This is a genomic window from Lysobacter sp. Hz25, from assembly GCF_046097045.1.
In the GTDB taxonomy this organism is placed as follows: domain Bacteria; phylum Pseudomonadota; class Gammaproteobacteria; order Xanthomonadales; family Xanthomonadaceae; genus Lysobacter; species Lysobacter antibioticus_B.
Genome location: NZ_CP175666.1, coordinates 1,657,916 through 1,673,098, shown reverse-complemented (window position 1 = coordinate 1,673,098; position 15,183 = coordinate 1,657,916). Strand labels below are relative to the sequence as shown.

Sequence of the window (15,183 nt, the reverse complement as noted above, 5' to 3'; positions counted from 1 at the left end):
CACGGCATGTCCGATCCAGCCCTTTCACTACAGGATTCCCCTCGTGCACGAGCACGTCCTGCACGACATCTTGCATCAGTTGACGCATGCGGCGCATGACGCCGGAAGGCCGGTACCTCGATTGCTTGCGGTCAGTAAGACCCGGGATGAGACGGCGGTCGCGAATCTGGCGCTGAAAGGGCAAACCGCGTTCGGCGAGAACTACGTTCAGGAGGCCCTGGCCAAGCAAACCGCGATGGCCGGGACCGCCGCAGCGGGCCTGCCCCTGGAGTGGCACCTGATCGGCCACCTGCAGTCGAACAAGGCCGCCGAGGCCGCCACGCGCTTCGATTGGGTCCAGACCGTCGACCGCCTGAAGCTGGTGACGGCGCTGGCCCGGCACCGGCGCGCCGACCAGGCCGCGCTCAACGTATTGATTCAAGTGAATATCGACGACGAAGCCAGCAAGCACGGCTGCCGTCCCGAGGAAGTGGAGGCGCTGGCGACGGCGATCGCCGCCGAGCCGCGGCTGTGCCTGCGCGGACTGATGGTGATCCCGGCGCCGCACGACGAGCCGGAGCTGCTGCGCCCGGCGTTCCGGCGCAGTAAGCAGTTGTTCGACTCGCTCACTCAATCTCACCGCAGCGTCGACACCTTGTCGATGGGCATGAGCGACGACTACGCCGTGGCGATCGCCGAGGGCTCGACCATGGTCCGGATCGGCACCGCCCTGTTCGGCGCGCGGACCAAGCCGCAGGCCTGACCACCCAACGCCTGGGTGCCCGGGCGTCCAAGCGGGCAGCGCGGACGCCGCCGACGCCGGTTGTTATCCTGCGAGCCGGTCTCCGCAGTGGTCGAATATGTCCGAATCCGCTTCCCTACCCTCCGCGCCGATCGCCTTCATCGGCGGCGGCAACATGGCGCGCAGCCTGATCGGCGGCCTGCTCGCCCGCGGCGTCGCCGCACGCGACCTGCGCGTGGCCGAACCGGTCGAAGCCTTGCGCGAGGCTTTGCAACGCGATTTCGGCGTGCAGTGCTTCGACAACGCCGGCGTCGCAGCCGAGGGCGCGGCGGTGTGGTTGCTCGCGGTCAAGCCGCAGGTCATGCGCGAGGTCTGCGCGAGCCTGTCGGCGCAGGCGGTCGCGCAACGTCCGCTGGCCATCTCGATCGCCGCCGGCATCACCGCCGGCCAGCTCGACCGCTGGCTGGGCGGCGGTGCCGCAGTGGTGCGGGCGATGCCCAACACCCCCGCCCTGCTCGGCGCCGGCATCACCGGGCTGTATGCCAACGCCGCCGCGGCCCCGCGATTCGACCAGGCGGCGAGCCTGCTCGATGCGGTCGGGCCGACCGTGCGCATCGACGAGGAAGCGCAGATGGATGCGGTGACCGCGGTCTCCGGCAGCGGCCCGGCCTACGTGTTCCTGCTCGCCGAAGCGATGCAGCAGGCCGGCCAGGCCCAGGGGCTGAGCGCCGAGGCAGCGCGCGCCCTGGTCCGACAGACCCTGCTCGGCGCGGCGACCATGCTGACCCATAGCGAGGACCCGGCCGAAGTGCTGCGCGCACGCGTGACCTCGCCGGGCGGCACCACCCAGGCCGCGATCGAAACTTTCGAGGCCGGCGGTTTCCGCGCCCTGGTCGACCGCGCGATCGCTGCGGCGACCGAGCGCGGCCGCCAGTTGTCGGCGGCGAACGAATGAACGGCTTCGCAGGCAAGGCCGCGGCGGGATTGATGCTGGCGCTGCTCGCCGGCTGCGGCGGCGAAGGCCCGGCGCCGGCGCAGAACCCGAATGCCGCGCGCAGCGAGGAAGTGGTGCGCGTCGGCGACATCAGCGTGCGCGCCAGTGCCATCCAGGCCAAGCAGTTGTCGCCGGCGATCGCGCAACGCTACGGCGCCAGCCACGACGAACGCACGGTGCTGGTGGTGGTGTCGCTGCGCAAGGGCGACGACGCGACCTCGGTGTCGGTGCCGGCCAAGGTCACGGTGATCAGCGTCGATCTGCTCGGCCGCAAGCAGGCCTTGAGCATGCGCGAGATGCGCGACGGCGACCTGCTCGACTACGTCGGCGTGGTCGCGATCTCGCCGCCGGATACCTTGCGCTTCGACGTCAAGGCCGTGGGCGAACAGGGGCAGCGTTATACCTTGCAGTTCAATCGGGATTTTTTCTGAGGTTGTCGGTCGCACATCCATTCACCCCGCTTTCGCCGGGATGACGGGCAAGGGCGCTGGACGTTTGGATATAACGGGTCCTTGCGCAGCGCAATCGTTGACCATGGCGGTCGCGGCTCGTGACCGCAGGAAATCCAGTAGGACGCCGCTCCTACCCCTTGGCGACGCGGCAAGGGGTAGGAGCGGCGCGAGCCGCGACCACGACACTACGACCGCCGACGCAAGCTCTACGGCCCCGGCAACAACCCATTGCGCGTCAACACATCGACACGGCGGCGTTCGTTGGCGTCGAACCCCTGTAATAGCGAAGCCATGCGCTGCTGGCGCTGGCTGTCGCTGAGCGCGGTATCGGCCAGCACGCGTCGGCGCTGCGCGGCATAGCGGCGCAAGCGCTCCTGCCATTGCGCCTTGCGCGCATCCAGAGCGGCCAGGCGCTGCGCGGCCTCGCGCCCGAACAAGGCTTCGCGTTCGGCGTAACGCGTGGCGGCATCGACCTGGCGCAGTTCGAAATCGCGGCTTTGCCGCACGGCGCTGTCGAGTTCCAGACCTTGCGCCTGCACGACCTGCCGTTGCGGGTCCAAGCGCGCGTCCAGTTCGGCCAGGCGCCTTGCGCGTGTGGCCTGGTCGAGACTGCGGTCGGCCAACAACCCGCGCCGTGCGAGCACGTCGTCGTAGGCGCGTTCTTCCTCACCGTACCAGGCCTGCGCGAGTTCGGCGCCGAGGCGTTCGAGGCGCAGCGAACGCACCCGCGCCACCGCGGCCGTCATGTCGCGGGCCTCGTGTCCGGCCACGACCGAGTCGCGCTCCAGGGCGACATAAGCATCGAACCAGGCCAGCACCGTCGCCAAGGCATCGGCGGCCAGGCGCGGCTGCAGATGCGCGATCAGGGCGACGCGGATCGCTTCCGGCGATTGCTCGCCGGTGCGGCTGAGGAAGTAATCGAACAAACGCCGCAACTCGCGATCCGGCTGCGGACGCCCCTGCGCGTCGACGCGCACAGCGCCGTCGACGTCGGTGTCGCGCAGGGAGTCGGTCGGCGACGTTGCTGTCGTACCAATCGCCGGGCCGCCCGCAGGGGCCGCAACGAGCAAGGGCGGATCGATGTCGCGCACCGCGGTCATCGCCGCGGTGGTGATCGCCGACCCGCCGTCGCGGGTCGACAGCCACCACCCGCCCGCCAGCATGGCGGCGAGGGCACACGCCGCCACGAGCATGCCCGGCACCGGCCGCATCGCTTACAGACCGGCGTTCTTGAGGCGGTTGACCTGACTGCGATAAACGCTGGTCGGGCTGGAACTGAAGAGGCCGCGCAGGCCGGCGATCTGGTTGACCTCGTCGAGATGGTTCCAAGCGTAGTCGTCGCGGATCACCTGGCCCCAATGCGAGGAGCAGCGCCCGACCAGGCCGTCGTTGGCTTCGCCGCCGAACAACAGGCCGCCGGCGACCATCGCCACGTCGGAAGCGTCGAGCAGGTGGGTGCCGCGCGAGGTGCCGCCGAGCGAGTAATAGCGAATGCCGTTGACGCTTGCGGCGCCGGAACCGCAGGCGGTGGTCGGCGCGCCCTGCGGGTAGCGCGCGTTGAACCGCGCCGAACCGGCGCTTTCCAGCGCGGCCAATGCCGCCAGCGAATCCTGGGTGTCGTCGCTGCCCGACAACAGACCGATCAGGCCGGCGAAGGCGTTGACGAACGATGCGACCAGGGGCCGCAGCGGCGAGCCTTCGGGCAGGGTCGTGCCGACGAAATCGGCGACCTTGCTGCCGGCATGCGGCGAGCCGACCGAAGTCATCGATGCGACCAGGTCGGGACGCACCGCCGCGACATAGCGCGCGGTCGGGCCGCCCTGGCTGTGGCCGATCAGATTGAACTTGCCGTAGCCGTGCAGAGCCTGCAGGTGTTCGAGCTGGTCGATCAGGGCTTCGCCACGGACTTCGTTGGATTGGGTCGCGGCTACTTGCGCGACGTGCACGCGGGCGCCGCCGGCGCGCAGGGCCTCGGGAATGCCGAACCAGTAACCGTAGACGCCGCCGATCGCATCGAAGCCGAACAGGCCGTGCACCAGCACCACCGGGTGGCGGGTCCGGGTGTAATCGTCGGCCGATGCCGGGAGCACCCCGGCCAACAGCAGACAGGCCAGCAGCAGCGGTGCGCGCAACAGGCGCCGGTAGTGAAGTCGCGACATGATCCCTCCGATGGTGGGTGGACGTCGGCAGGCACCGACGGCCCGACTGTACGAAGCGGTATGGTCAACACACGCCGCGCTGCACCATACGGAGACGAACTGTGATCCCGCCGTGCGATTCCGCCGTTTACCCGGCCTGGAGGGGCCTGCGATTGCTGCGCTGCACCCAAATCTGCGCCGAGTTGCCCTGCCGCCGGCCATGGCCCCTCGCCGCGGATCGCCGGCTTGGCCGACAATCCCCGCTTCGCCGTCAGCATCGGAACCCCATGGGCCCGCAACGCATCGTCTGCCTCACCGAAGAGCCCACCGAAACCCTGTACCTGCTCGGCGAACAACACCGCATCGTCGGCATCAGCGGGTTCACCGTGCGGCCGGCGATCGCGCGCAAGGAAAAACCTAAGGTCAGCGCCTTCACCAGCGCCAAGATCGGCGAGATCCTCAAGCTGCAGCCCGACTTCGTGGTCGGCTTCTCCGACATTCAGGCCGAGATCGCCAGCGAGCTGATCAAGCACGGCATCGAAGTCTGGATCAGCAATCACCGCAGCGTCGCCGGCATCCTCGACTACATCCGCCGCCTCGGCGCCCTGGTCGGCGCCGGCGACCGCGCCGATGCCCTGGCCAACGAATACGAGCGGCGCATCGCCGACATGCAGGCGCGCGCCGCGGCGATGCCGCGCCGGCCGCGGGTGTATTTCGAGGAATGGGACACGCCGCCGATCACCGGCATCCGCTGGGTCTCCGAGCTGGTCGGCATCGCCGGCGGCGACGACGTCTTTCCCGAACGCGCGGCGATGTCGCTGGCGCGCGACCGGATCCTGGCCGACCCGCTCGAAGTGGTGCGGCGCGCGCCGGATCTGATCCTCGGCAGTTGGTGCGGCAAGAAATTCCGCCCCGAACAGGTGGCGGCGCGCGAGGGCTGGGACGCGATTCCGGCGGTGCGCGACGGCGAACTGCACGAGATCAAGTCGCCGATCATCCTGCAGCCCGGCCCGGCCGCGCTGACCGCGGGCTTGGACGCCCTGAGCGGCATCATCCAGGCCTGGTCGGCCAAACAGCGCTGACACCGCTGAGCGCGCGCCTAACGCGCGTTTGCACCGCGGCGCGGGCGGTGCGAAGGTGCCGGCCATGGCCGAACCCATCCGCATCGTCTATGCCCGCGAACCGACGGTCGAGGTCGCCGAGTTCCGGCAGGTGCTCGAACGTTCCGGCCTCGGCACCATCCGTCCGGTCGCCGACGAGCCGCGCCTGCAGGCGATGCTGTCGGCGGCGAACCTGATCGTCACCGCGCGCCTGGACCGGGCCGATGCGACCTTGGTCGGCGTGGCCCGCTGCGTCACCGATTTTTCCTGGTGCTGTTATCTGTCGGAACTGGCGGTGTCGGCTTCGGCGCAGGGGCTCGGCATCGGCAAAGGCCTGCTCGACGAAGTCCGCCGTCAAGTCGGGCCGAGCGTCAGCGTAGTCCTGGCCTCGGTGCCGGACGCGGTCGGCTTCTACGAACGCGCCGGCATGGCGCGGATGCCCGACACCTTCTGGTACAAGCGCGAGTACTGAGACGCAAGCCGAGGTTCGTTTCGCGCATCGCGGTCAACGCAGCTGCAGTCGCTCCGCATCAGTCGTGCAGGCGCTTGCGGAAATACACGACGCGCTCGGTCTCGTCGAAACCGCAGGCCGCATGGGCACGGTGGCTGGCGTGATTATCGAGCAAGGCATCCGAGGCCAATTCGCTGGCGCCGCGCTGCAAGGTCCACTGCTCGACCGCGTCGATCAGAGCGCGGCCGGCGCCGCGGCCGCGCCAATCGGCCTGCACGTACCAGCCTTCCAGAAACCCCACCGGCGAGCTTTCGGTGCCGTTGACGTAATCGCGGCGCAGACTGGCTTCGGCGAAGCCGCGCATTTCGCCGTCGTCATCGACGACCACGAACGCGACGGCGCTGTCCGGCCGGGCGAGCATCTGTTCGATGTCGCCTGCGTGCTGGCTCGGGTCGGCCTCGGGCCAAAGCGCTTGGCGCAGCCTCGACCAGGCGCCGGCATCGGCGGCGATCGCGGCGCGCACGCGCCAGGCCGGCGTCACGGATACAACATCCGCTTGTTCCAGTCGCCGGCGCGGTCGCATTCGTAGGACCAGCGCTCGTGCAGGCGGAAGTCGGCGCCGTACCAGAACTCGATCTTCTCGGCGCGCACGCGCAGGCCGGTCCAACGCGGCGGGCGCGGCACGTCGCGGCCCTCGAACTGCTGTTCGGTCTGGGCCAGGCGCTGCTCGAAGGTCTCGCGGTCGGCGAGGGTCTCGGACTGCTTCGAGGCCCAGGCGCCGAGCTGGCTGCCGCGCGCGCGGGTGGCGAAATAAGCATCGGCCTCGGCATCGCCGACCACTTCCACCGCGCCCTCGATGCGCACCTGCACGCCGTGGCGCACGCGCGGCCAATGGAACAACAGCGCCGCATGCGGGTTGGCCTGCAATTCGCGGCCCTTGCGCCCGTCGAGGTGGGTGTAGAAGACGAAACCGCGCGCGTCGTGGGCCTTCAGCAGCACGGTGCGCGCCGACGGCCGCGCATCGAGCGAGGCGGTGGCGACGGTCATCGCGGTCGGGTCGGGCTCGCCGGCGGTGCGGGCTTCTTCGAACAGCGTATCGAAGGTGGCGAGGGCTTCGTTGAGCAGGTCGTGGGTCGTGGTCATTGCGCTATTGTGAGCCGATGTCGTCGCGCCTGCATCCGTCAGCCCTATCCGGCAAAGCGCCGGGCCACGAGCCGGCCGCAGCGGCCGGCTTCGAACCGGCCGGCTTTGCACCGGCCGGCTTTGAACCAGCCTGCGTCGCCCACGTGCTCGACGACGCGCTTACCGCGAACGCCCGCGTCTACGCCATCTGCGGCCTGCAGGGCAGCGGCAAATCGACGCTGGCGGCGCAGGTGGCGGCGCTCGCGCGGTCGCGCGGGCTGCGCGTGGCGGTGTTGTCGATCGACGACTTCTATCTCGGCCGGCGCGAACGCCTGCGCCTGGGTCGCGAGGTCCACCCACTGCTGGCCACGCGCGGTCCGCCGGGCACCCACGAAGTCGATCTGGCCTGCGAGGTGCTCGACCACTTGCGTGCCGGCGCCGCGGTGCGCTGGCCGCGCTTCGACAAGCTGCGCGATACGCGGGTCGTGCCGTCGCGTTGGGCACAGGCCGAAGCCGTCGACCTGATCCTGTTCGAAGGCTGGTTCCTGAAGACGCCGATGCAGACTGCGGCCGAACTGGTCGCACCGATCAATGCACTCGAACGCGATGAGGACGGCGACGGCCGCTGGCGCGGCTACTGCAACGCCGCCTTGGGCCGCGATTATCCGGCGCTGTGGTCGCGGCTGGATCGCTTGCTGTTCCTGCAGCCGCCGGGTTTCGAGGTCGTCGCCGATTGGCGCTGGCAGCAGGAATGCGCGATGCAGGCGCGGCGGCCCAGCCGCCAGGCGATGACGCGGGCGCAGGTGGAGCGCTTCGTGAGCCTGTTCGAACGGGTCAGCCGGCAGGCGCTGGCGCGGCTGCCGCAGATCGCCGATGCGAGTCTGCGCCTGGATGCCTCGCGACGAGTTGTCTCAGCCGCGAACCGGCAGTGACGCAGCGAGTGACGAAGCGACGGCAATGCCGGCTTCGTCACTCCCGATCGGTCGCAGCGGTCGCGCTTACTTCACGACGAACGTCACTTTCAGGTTGACTCGCCATTCGGTGATGTTGCCGGAACCGTCGGTGACCACCTTGACGTCGTTGACCCAGGCGCCCTGGATGTTCTTGACCGACTCGGCACATTTGGCCAGACCGGTCTTGACCGCGTCCTCGATGCCGATGGTGGACGAGGTATTGAGTTCGATGACTTTGGCGACCGCCATGTCTTTCTCCTGATGGGTGCTGCGAATGGGGCGTCCCGGAGGACCGCCCGCCGCCTGCGCGGCGACGGAGATCCGAGCCTAGGCCGGTGCCTGTTAAGACGACGCAAGCACCGTCGCACGGCCGCCCTATTGCGTGCCCTACAATCGGCGCATGAACCCCGCCAGCAACCTGATCCTGGTCGGCCCCATGGGCGCCGGCAAGACCTGCATCGGCAAACGCCTCGCCGAGCATTTCGGCCTGCGCCTGGCCGATGCCGACCGCGAGATCGAGCAACGCACCGGCAGCAGCGTGGCGGCGATCTTCGAACACGAAGGCGAAGCCGGTTTCCGCGCCCGTGAAAGCGCGGTGCTGGCCGAGCTGCTCGCAGGCGACGGCCTGCTGCTCGCCACCGGCGGCGGCGCGGTGCTCGCCGCCGACAACCGGCGCTTGCTAAGCGAACGCGGTTTCGTGGTGCAGTTGCTGGTCACCGTCGAGCAGCAGCTCGAACGCCTGGCCCAGGACCGCAGCCGCCCCCTGCTCGCCGGCAGCGACCGCGAGCAGGTGCTGCGCACGCTGGCCGAGCAACGCGCGCCGCTGTACGCGCAAGTCGCCGACCTGCGCTTCGACACCGGCGCGCTGACCTCGGCCGAGGCCGCGACTCGGCTCGCCGAGCAACTCGATCGGCTCTGGCGACGCCCGCAGGCCTCGTCGGCGCCCCACCCCTATTCCGGAGTCAACGCATGAGCGCGATACGCAGGGTCGAAGTATCGGGCGGGCCCACCTACAGCATCGAGATCGGCGCCGGCCTGCTCGACGACGGCGCACGCCTGGCTCGCACCGTGCGCGGACGCCACGCGCTGATCGTCAGCGACGAGAACGTCGCCCCGCTTTACCTCGCCCGCGTCGAAGCCGCCCTGCATGCGGCCAAGCCGGGCCTGAGCGTGGCGCATTTCGTGATCCCCCCCGGCGAACACGAAAAGACCCTGGCCCGGTTCGGCGAATGCCTGGCCGCGCTCGCCGCGCTCGGCGCCACCCGCGACGCCAGCGTGATCGCGCTCGGCGGCGGCGTGGTCGGCGACCTGGCCGGCTTCGCCGCGGCCTGCTGGATGCGCGGCATCGACTGCGTGCAGATGCCGACCACCTTGTTGGCGATGGTCGACTCCTCGGTCGGCGGCAAGACCGCGGTCGACCTGCCCAGCGGCAAGAACCTGGTCGGCGCCTTCCATCCGCCGCGCGCGGTGATCGCCGACACCGCCGCCTTGCGCACCCTGCCCGATCGCGAACTGCGCGCCGGCCTGGCCGAAGTGGTGAAGTACGGCGCGATCTTCGACGCCAGTTTTCTCGATTGGCTGGAAGCGCACGCGGAGGCCTTGCTGGCCCGCGACGACGAAGCCCTGGCCGAAGCGGTCGCGCGCAGCTGCCGCTACAAGGCCGACGTGGTCGCACGCGATCTGTACGAACACGGCGACCGCGCCATGCTCAATTTCGGCCACACCTTCGGCCACGCGATCGAAACCGAACAAGGCTATGCCGGCACCCGCGGCGATGGCCTCAACCACGGCGAAGCGGTCGCGGTCGGCATGGTCTTGGCGGCGCGCCTGTCGGCGGTGCTCGGACGCGCAAGCGCAGCCGACGTCGATCGCCTGAAGCATTTGCTGGAACGGCTGGACCTGCCGACCTCGATTCCCGACGGCCTGGCACCGCAAGCCTTGCTGGGACGCATGCGCCTGGACAAGAAGGCCGACGCCGACGGCCTGCGTTTCATCCTGTGGGACAAGGCCGGCGCGGCGCGGATCGTCGCCGGCGTGCCCGACGACGCGGTGCTGTCGGTGCTCGCCGCCGGTTGATCGCACTACGCGGATGCGGCCCGACGGCGGCCGCATCCGTCCTGTGTCACGCATCATGTATCACGCGTCACGCGTCACGTATCACGCGACTTGGCTCACGGCCAACCGACGGCGTGTTGCAGGTACTCGATATGCCCGGGCAGCAGCTCGGCGACGTAGAGCGTGGTGAGGATCGGATGATTCCCCCAGACGATCCCGCAACGCGTATTGACCGGATTCACGCCGGCATCGCGTTGGGTGTATTGGACCGCCGGGTTATCTGGCGCGCCGACGTTGTTCGCCAGGCCCAGCGCCCAATGTTCCCAAGTCCGCCAACCGTCCGAGGCCATGACGATGGAATACTGTGTCGGCGCGGCTCCGCCGTTGCCCGATAAGGTCAGGCCGCTGAGGATCATGCACAGGCGCGCGAGTGCACGCGTGCAGGCCTGTTTCGCCGCGGCGCTGCCGGGCGCGGCATCGTTGCCGGCGGTGGCGGCGTTCGCCGCGAGGATCTGCGCCTGCGCATCGGCCGCGGCGTTGCCGAAGGTATCGTGGACCCAGTCGACGAAGCCCGGATTGAGCACGAAGTCTTCGGCCTCGGCATCGAACGACCAGGCCTGGTCGAAGATCGTCGGCGGCGTGTTGGCGGCATGCCCGCCCGGGCCTCCGAACAATGCATAGCCCCAGCACGGCGCATCGGGATAGGGATCGGGCCAATCGGGATCGAGCTCGGTGCCGGCACCGAGGTTGTTGCTGGCGAGTCCTTGCAGTTGTGCGGCGGTCAATACGGGCATCGGGGCGGGCTCCTGGCGGTCGGGACAAGATCGAAAGCGGTGCGCTCGCAACGAACGGCCCGCCTGCATCCACTGCCCGAACTAACGCAGCCGCGCCGCCCCTGTGAACTCCGTCGCGGCGCGCCGCCGCGCTTCACAACACCCCCGCCCTCGCGTTTCCAGATGTGCACCGCCCGCGCTGAGGATCGGCACCGCATGGCCTTGAACCCCCTCGAACTGCTGCTTCTGCACAACGCCCTGACCCGGTCCTCGCCCGCGACGGATGCGGCGGGCGCCGGCCAGCCCACTTCCGCACAACCCGCCGCCGTCACCACCAAGGAGCCGTCCATGGCCAACCAGTTCCAATTCCTCGACAAGCATTTCGAGCCGACCGACCTACCCGAGAGCGCCGCACAGGCCGCCTACGAGCGCTTCGGCAACTACCCGAACGCGCGCACCAGCACGGTGATTTTCAACGTCAGCTGGAACGCGCTCACCGACGCGATCAAACATGCGGTGCTGAACTACACCAACGGCGGCGTCTACGACAGCTCGGCCTTCGCCACCCTGAACGCCAACGGCAATCAGTGGAACATCGTCGTGACCGGCCTGCAGTACGTGAACGCCTCGCGCACCATCGTGCGCGGCCGGCCGGAGTACGAGATCAACGAGTACAACAACGGTTCGGTCTTCATCAAGGCCGAGGCGCTTGGTGCGCAGTTGCTCGGCGAGATCGTGCACCTGGACACCGGTTTCGGCACCTGGGTGCAGCAGGTCCAACTCAAGAACCCGCCGTCGTTCTGAAGTCGCCGAGCCACCGACAGACGAAGCCCCGCCTGGGCGGGGCTTCGCATTGCAACGCCGCACATCGCAAGACCGGCTCGAACCCGGGCCGGGTCCGGATGGCGGCAGCGAACCTCAGGCGGCGGCTTTGTTGCGTGCCCGTGCGCGCTGGTTCGACGCATGCGGGTTGTCGAGGTAGGGCACCGCACCGGTGTGCAGCGCATCGATCCATTCCTCGGTGCTCAGCACCGCGGCGAAGCGGCTTTGGAACACCACGCTGAACACGCGGTGGATCTCCTCGGCGCTGGCATGGCCGGCGCTGTTCTCGTACGACAGCGAACCGCTGGCGTCGTGCAGGAACTCCACGTTCAAGTTCAGATGCGCGGCCTCGAACACCGTGGACGCGTCGCAGTTGTGGGTCATGTAGCCAATCACGCTGAGGGTGTCGATGCCGTTGCGCTCGATCCACTGTTTGAAGTCGGTGCCGGTGAACACGCTCGGAAAGTTCTTCTCGATGTAGTGATCGCGCGGGCGGCTGGCGACGACGTCGTTGAGCTCCCAGCCCGGGGTGCCCTTGTCGAACACCGGCGAGCCGGCCGGCGCGGTGTTCTGCACCACCACCACCGGCACCCCGGCGGCGCGCGCAGCGTCCATGGCACGGCCGATGTTGGGCAGGGTCTTGGCGACCGGCGGATATTCGATCGGCAGGCCGTCGGCGAAATAGTCGTTCTGGACATCGATCACGACCAGGGCGCGTTTGCGGCTGTTGGACGAAGCGTTCATGAGTGGTCTCCGGGGAAGGGGTGGCTGCGAAGTGGGCTCATTGTTCGTCTTTGCCGATCCGGCCGATACTGGCCCGAATGACAATATTCGATAGGATCGGGCCATGTAGAATCGGGCCATGAACGAATCCGCCGCTTCCCGCCGCCTGGCCGTGGTCGCCTTCGACCGCATCAGCCCCTTCCACCTGTCGGTGCCCTGCCTGGTGTTCGACAACCGCGAGGGCGACCGCGACCTCGACCTGCCGCAGTTCGACCTGCGCGTCTGCGCCGCCGAGCCCGGTCGCCTGCGCACCCGCGCCGGTTTCAGCATCGAGACGCGCCACGGCCTGCAGGCGCTGCGCAGCGCCGACACCATCATCGTGCCGTCCTGGCGCGACGCCGACGAGCGCCCGCCGGAGCCCTTGCTCAAGGCCTTGCGCAGCGCCCACGCGCGCGGCGCGCGCATCGTCGGCCTGTGCCTGGGCGCTTACGTGCTGGCTGAAGCCGGCCTGCTCGACGGTCGCCGCGCGACCACGCACTGGCATTGGAGCGAGCACTTCGCCGCGCGCTATCCGCAGGTCGCGCTGCAACGCGACGTGCTCTATGTCGACGACGAACGCATCACCACCTCGGCCGGCACCGCCGCGGCGTTGGATTGTTGCCTGCACCTGCTGCGCGGCATGCACGGCGCCGAGATCGCCAACCGCGTCGCCCGCCGCCTGGTGGTCGCGCCGCATCGTCAGGGCGGGCAGGCCCAGTACATCGAACAACCGCTGCCGGCCTCGGCCCAGGACGACCGCCTGGCCACGGTGCTGGCCTGGGCGTTGGCCCACCTGGACCAGCCGCACAGCCTGGACGCCCTGGCCGAACGCGCGCTGATGAGCCGGCGCACCTTCACCCGCCGCTTCCGCGACAGCACCGGCACCACGGTCGGGCAATGGCTGACCGGCCAACGCCTGGCGCGCGCGCAGCGCCTGCTGGAAACCAGCGACGTCAGCCTGGACACGATCGCCGCCGAGACCGGCTTCGGCACCCCGGCCTCGTTGCGCCAACACTTCGCCGCCCAGCTAGGCACCTCGCCCTCGGCCTACCGACGCGGTTTCCGCGGCGCCTGAAAGTACCGCCGACGCAACGCTCCGGCGTGCGGACCGCGACAACGGGCCCGCTCGGCGCGGGCCCCGCAACCGCTACAATCGCCGGGTGCGCCTCCTTCTCCAACAACGGCCGGAAGGCCGCGAAGCCCCCCGCTTCGTACAGCTGATGCTGCAGCCCGACTTGCTCGGCGGCTGGACGCTGGTGCGCGAAACCGGCCAGATCGGCGGCCGCAGCACGGTCCGGCGCGAGCAGTTCATGAACCACGACAGCGCCCTGGCGGCGCTGGAACAGGCCCGCGACCAACAGCTCAAGCGCGGCTTCCACCTGATGTTCTCGCAGGGCGCCGAAGCGCCGCGATGAGGCTTTCCGTGGTTCGGTCCGGTCGGGCGGGAACAGCAAATCCCCCCTGCCCCCCTTTTACCAAGGGGGGAACAGCGTGTAGCGGCGCGACGCTTGGTCGCTGGCCGCTACCTTGTCGCTGCGACGATATTGCGAAGGTGGGTGTTCTCCCATCGACAGGTCTTCCCCCTTTGGAAAAGGGGGATCGAGGGGAATTTGCTTTAGCTGGCCACGACCGCCCGCCCACCCCATTCCCGCGCAGCCCCACCGGCTCGCCGCATTCCACCTTTCCCTCCCATTGACGGCGTACTTCGCCACGGTTCTCTCATGTCCAATCCCTCTCCCGTCAACGACCGCTTTCTGCGCGCCTTGCGTCGCCAACCCGTCGACCGCACGCCGGTCTGGCTGATGCGCCAGGCCGGCCGCTATCTGCCGGAGTACCGCGCCACCCGCGCCCAGGCCGGCAGCTTCCTCAACCTGGCCAAGAACCCGGAGCTGGCCTGCGAGGTCACCCTGCAGCCGCTGCGCCGGTTTCCGCTCGATGCGGCGATCCTGTTCTCCGACATCCTGACCGTGCCCGATGCGATGGGCCTGGGCCTGTACTTCGCCGACGGCGAAGGCCCGAAGTTCGAGCGCCCGATCCGCTCCACCGCCGACATCGACCGCCTTGCCGTGCCCGACATGGGCCAGGAACTGCGCTATGTGATGGATGCGGTGAGCACGATCCGCCGCGAATTGAACGGCTCGGTGCCCTTGATCGGTTTCTCCGGCAGCCCGTGGACGCTGGCCTGCTACATGGTCGAAGGCGGCGGCAGCGACAACTACTCGAAGGTGAAATCGCTCGCCCTCAACGATCCGGCGGCGATGCACCGTCTGCTGAGCGTGGTCACCGATGCGGTGATCGAGTACCTCAAGGCCCAGCACGCCAGCGGCGCGCAGGCGCTGCAAGTGTTCGACACCTGGGGCGGCGTGCTGTCGCCGTCGATGTACCGCGAGTTCTCGTTGCGCTATCTGCAACGCATCGCCGCCGAACTGCCGCGCGGCGAAGGCGACGAACGCGCGCCGCTGATCCTGTTCGGCAAGGGCAACGATCCCTACATCGAAGACCTCGCCGCCAGTGGCGCGGAAGCGGTGGGTGTGGACTGGACCATCGGCCTGGGCGACACCGCGCGCCGTATCGGCGGCCAGGTCGCGATTCAGGGCAACCTGGACCCGGTCACCTTGTACGCCACGCCCGAAACGATCCGCGGCGAAGTCGGCCGCGCGCTCGACGATTACCGCGATGGCAACGGCGGCTCGCGCGAAGGTCACGTCTTCAATCTCGGCCACGGCATGTCGCCGGACATGCAGCCCGAACACGTCGCGGCGATGGTCGCGGCGGTGCACGAGCTGAGTGCGCGCTGAGGCTCGTTCGATCGGTGAGGGTACGCACTGAGCTGGTGCCCT

At 69.1% G+C, this 15,183-nt stretch carries 19 protein-coding genes; 12 read left to right on the top strand and 7 right to left on the bottom strand.

The window, feature by feature from the left end:
- Nucleotides 1-43 precede the first annotated feature (43 nt).
- From ACKN61_RS06900 to ACKN61_RS06890, 3 genes are all read left to right on the top strand, one after another.
- On the top strand, nt 44-742 hold the full coding sequence (locus tag ACKN61_RS06900) for a YggS family pyridoxal phosphate-dependent enzyme (RefSeq protein ID WP_408952866.1): 699 nt from the start codon (nt 44-46) through the stop codon (nt 740-742).
- 97 nt (nt 743-839) lie between these two features.
- A complete protein-coding gene (gene proC, locus ACKN61_RS06895) occupies nt 840-1,676 on the top strand; it encodes a pyrroline-5-carboxylate reductase (protein WP_408952865.1) in 837 nt (278 codons plus the stop codon).
- Nucleotides 1,673-2,146, top strand: a complete 474-nt coding sequence (locus ACKN61_RS06890; RefSeq protein WP_408952864.1) for a DUF4426 domain-containing protein — start codon at nt 1,673-1,675, stop codon at nt 2,144-2,146. Before proC ends, ACKN61_RS06890 begins: the two co-directional genes overlap by 4 nt.
- Before the next feature lie 227 nt (nt 2,147-2,373).
- Here the strand turns inward: ACKN61_RS06890 and ACKN61_RS06885 are convergent, their stop codons facing one another.
- On the bottom strand, nt 2,374-3,354 hold the full coding sequence (locus tag ACKN61_RS06885) for a lipase secretion chaperone (RefSeq protein ID WP_408952863.1): 981 nt from the start codon (nt 3,352-3,354) through the stop codon (nt 2,374-2,376).
- A gap of 27 nt (nt 3,355-3,381) precedes the next feature.
- The gene (locus tag ACKN61_RS06880; protein ID WP_408952862.1) at nt 3,382-4,326 is read right to left on the bottom strand and encodes a lipase family alpha/beta hydrolase; all 945 of its coding nucleotides are present in this window, start codon (nt 4,324-4,326) and stop codon (nt 3,382-3,384) included.
- Nucleotides 4,327-4,592: 266 nt separating this feature from the next.
- Between ACKN61_RS06880 and ACKN61_RS06875 the strand changes: the two genes are divergently transcribed.
- Both ACKN61_RS06875 and ACKN61_RS06870 read left to right on the top strand, forming a co-directional pair.
- Entirely contained in the window at nt 4,593-5,387 is a 795-nt protein-coding gene (locus ACKN61_RS06875) for a cobalamin-binding protein (protein ID WP_408952861.1), read from the top strand.
- Nucleotides 5,388-5,451: 64 nt separating this feature from the next.
- On the top strand, nt 5,452-5,877 hold the full coding sequence (locus ACKN61_RS06870) for a GNAT family N-acetyltransferase (RefSeq protein ID WP_408952860.1): 426 nt from the start codon (nt 5,452-5,454) through the stop codon (nt 5,875-5,877).
- A gap of 58 nt (nt 5,878-5,935) precedes the next feature.
- Here the strand turns inward: ACKN61_RS06870 and aac(6') are convergent, their stop codons facing one another.
- Together aac(6') and pdxH are read right to left on the bottom strand one after the other, a co-directional pair.
- Complete coding sequence (gene aac(6') / locus ACKN61_RS06865; RefSeq protein ID WP_408952859.1) at nt 5,936-6,439, bottom strand: aminoglycoside 6'-N-acetyltransferase; 504 nt, start codon at nt 6,437-6,439, stop codon at nt 5,936-5,938.
- Nucleotides 6,394-6,999: a pyridoxamine 5'-phosphate oxidase gene (gene pdxH, locus ACKN61_RS06860; RefSeq protein WP_408952858.1), complete on the bottom strand. Its 606-nt coding sequence runs from the start codon at nt 6,997-6,999 to the stop codon at nt 6,394-6,396. Before pdxH ends, aac(6') begins: the two co-directional genes overlap by 46 nt.
- Nucleotides 7,000-7,016: 17 nt before the next feature.
- Here pdxH and ACKN61_RS06855 point away from each other — a divergent pair, with 17 nt between their 5' ends.
- Complete coding sequence (locus tag ACKN61_RS06855) at nt 7,017-7,910, top strand: kinase (protein ID WP_408952857.1); 894 nt, start codon at nt 7,017-7,019, stop codon at nt 7,908-7,910.
- A gap of 66 nt (nt 7,911-7,976) precedes the next feature.
- Here ACKN61_RS06855 and ACKN61_RS06850 read toward each other — a convergent pair whose 3' ends face one another.
- Nucleotides 7,977-8,180, bottom strand: coding sequence for a dodecin family protein (locus ACKN61_RS06850; protein ID WP_031370969.1), 204 nt, complete (start codon nt 8,178-8,180; stop codon nt 7,977-7,979).
- Between the two features lie 151 nt (nt 8,181-8,331).
- Between ACKN61_RS06850 and ACKN61_RS06845 the strand changes: the two genes are divergently transcribed.
- Together ACKN61_RS06845 and aroB are read left to right on the top strand one after the other, a co-directional pair.
- Nucleotides 8,332-8,904: a shikimate kinase gene (locus ACKN61_RS06845; protein WP_408952856.1), complete on the top strand. Its 573-nt coding sequence runs from the start codon at nt 8,332-8,334 to the stop codon at nt 8,902-8,904.
- Complete coding sequence (gene aroB / locus ACKN61_RS06840; protein ID WP_408952855.1) at nt 8,901-10,007, top strand: 3-dehydroquinate synthase; 1,107 nt, start codon at nt 8,901-8,903, stop codon at nt 10,005-10,007. The genes ACKN61_RS06845 and aroB overlap by 4 nt, the downstream gene beginning before the upstream one ends.
- A gap of 95 nt (nt 10,008-10,102) precedes the next feature.
- On the opposite strand, the gene ACKN61_RS06835 is transcribed toward aroB, so the two are convergent.
- On the bottom strand, nt 10,103-10,780 hold the full coding sequence (locus ACKN61_RS06835; RefSeq protein ID WP_408952854.1) for a hypothetical protein: 678 nt from the start codon (nt 10,778-10,780) through the stop codon (nt 10,103-10,105).
- Between the two features lie 195 nt (nt 10,781-10,975).
- Between ACKN61_RS06835 and ACKN61_RS06830 the strand changes: the two genes are divergently transcribed.
- Nucleotides 10,976-11,563, top strand: coding sequence for a hypothetical protein (locus tag ACKN61_RS06830; RefSeq protein ID WP_408952853.1), 588 nt, complete (start codon nt 10,976-10,978; stop codon nt 11,561-11,563).
- Nucleotides 11,564-11,677: 114 nt separating this feature from the next.
- Here the strand turns inward: ACKN61_RS06830 and ACKN61_RS06825 are convergent, their stop codons facing one another.
- The gene (locus ACKN61_RS06825; protein WP_408952852.1) at nt 11,678-12,325 is read right to left on the bottom strand and encodes a cysteine hydrolase family protein; all 648 of its coding nucleotides are present in this window, start codon (nt 12,323-12,325) and stop codon (nt 11,678-11,680) included.
- 118 nt (nt 12,326-12,443) lie between these two features.
- Here ACKN61_RS06825 and ACKN61_RS06820 point away from each other — a divergent pair, with 118 nt between their 5' ends.
- The 3 genes from ACKN61_RS06820 (at nt 12,444) to hemE (ending at nt 15,141) form a co-directional block, all read left to right on the top strand.
- Nucleotides 12,444-13,418 (top strand): GlxA family transcriptional regulator, encoded by a 975-nt coding sequence (locus ACKN61_RS06820; RefSeq protein WP_408952851.1) that lies wholly within the window; start codon nt 12,444-12,446, stop codon nt 13,416-13,418.
- Between the two features lie 85 nt (nt 13,419-13,503).
- Nucleotides 13,504-13,758: a WGR domain-containing protein gene (locus ACKN61_RS06815; RefSeq protein WP_408952850.1), complete on the top strand. Its 255-nt coding sequence runs from the start codon at nt 13,504-13,506 to the stop codon at nt 13,756-13,758.
- Nucleotides 13,759-14,064: 306 nt separating this feature from the next.
- Entirely contained in the window at nt 14,065-15,141 is a 1,077-nt protein-coding gene (gene hemE / locus ACKN61_RS06810) for a uroporphyrinogen decarboxylase (protein WP_408952849.1), read from the top strand.
- Nucleotides 15,142-15,183 lie beyond the last annotated feature (42 nt).

What these genes read in the sequence shown, in the direction of transcription:
- proC (WP_408952865.1), top strand. Translation starts at nt 840, where the DNA reads ATGTCCGAATCCGCTTCCCTACCCTCCGCGCCGATCGCCTTCATCGGC.
- ACKN61_RS06890 (WP_408952864.1), top strand. Translation starts at nt 1,673, where the DNA reads ATGAACGGCTTCGCAGGCAAGGCCGCGGCGGGATTGATGCTGGCGCTG.
- ACKN61_RS06880 (WP_408952862.1), bottom strand. Translation starts at nt 4,326, where the DNA reads ATGTCGCGACTTCACTACCGGCGCCTGTTGCGCGCACCGCTGCTGCTG.
- ACKN61_RS06875 (WP_408952861.1), top strand. Translation starts at nt 4,593, where the DNA reads ATGGGCCCGCAACGCATCGTCTGCCTCACCGAAGAGCCCACCGAAACC.
- ACKN61_RS06870 (WP_408952860.1), top strand. Translation starts at nt 5,452, where the DNA reads ATGGCCGAACCCATCCGCATCGTCTATGCCCGCGAACCGACGGTCGAG.
- pdxH (WP_408952858.1), bottom strand. Translation starts at nt 6,999, where the DNA reads ATGACCACGACCCACGACCTGCTCAACGAAGCCCTCGCCACCTTCGAT.
- ACKN61_RS06855 (WP_408952857.1), top strand. Translation starts at nt 7,017, where the DNA reads ATGTCGTCGCGCCTGCATCCGTCAGCCCTATCCGGCAAAGCGCCGGGC.
- ACKN61_RS06850 (WP_031370969.1), bottom strand. Translation starts at nt 8,180, where the DNA reads ATGGCGGTCGCCAAAGTCATCGAACTCAATACCTCGTCCACCATCGGC.
- ACKN61_RS06845 (WP_408952856.1), top strand. Translation starts at nt 8,332, where the DNA reads ATGAACCCCGCCAGCAACCTGATCCTGGTCGGCCCCATGGGCGCCGGC.
- aroB (WP_408952855.1), top strand. Translation starts at nt 8,901, where the DNA reads ATGAGCGCGATACGCAGGGTCGAAGTATCGGGCGGGCCCACCTACAGC.
- ACKN61_RS06835 (WP_408952854.1), bottom strand. Translation starts at nt 10,780, where the DNA reads ATGCCCGTATTGACCGCCGCACAACTGCAAGGACTCGCCAGCAACAAC.
- ACKN61_RS06830 (WP_408952853.1), top strand. Translation starts at nt 10,976, where the DNA reads ATGGCCTTGAACCCCCTCGAACTGCTGCTTCTGCACAACGCCCTGACC.
- ACKN61_RS06825 (WP_408952852.1), bottom strand. Translation starts at nt 12,325, where the DNA reads ATGAACGCTTCGTCCAACAGCCGCAAACGCGCCCTGGTCGTGATCGAT.
- ACKN61_RS06820 (WP_408952851.1), top strand. Translation starts at nt 12,444, where the DNA reads ATGAACGAATCCGCCGCTTCCCGCCGCCTGGCCGTGGTCGCCTTCGAC.
- hemE (WP_408952849.1), top strand. Translation starts at nt 14,065, where the DNA reads ATGTCCAATCCCTCTCCCGTCAACGACCGCTTTCTGCGCGCCTTGCGT.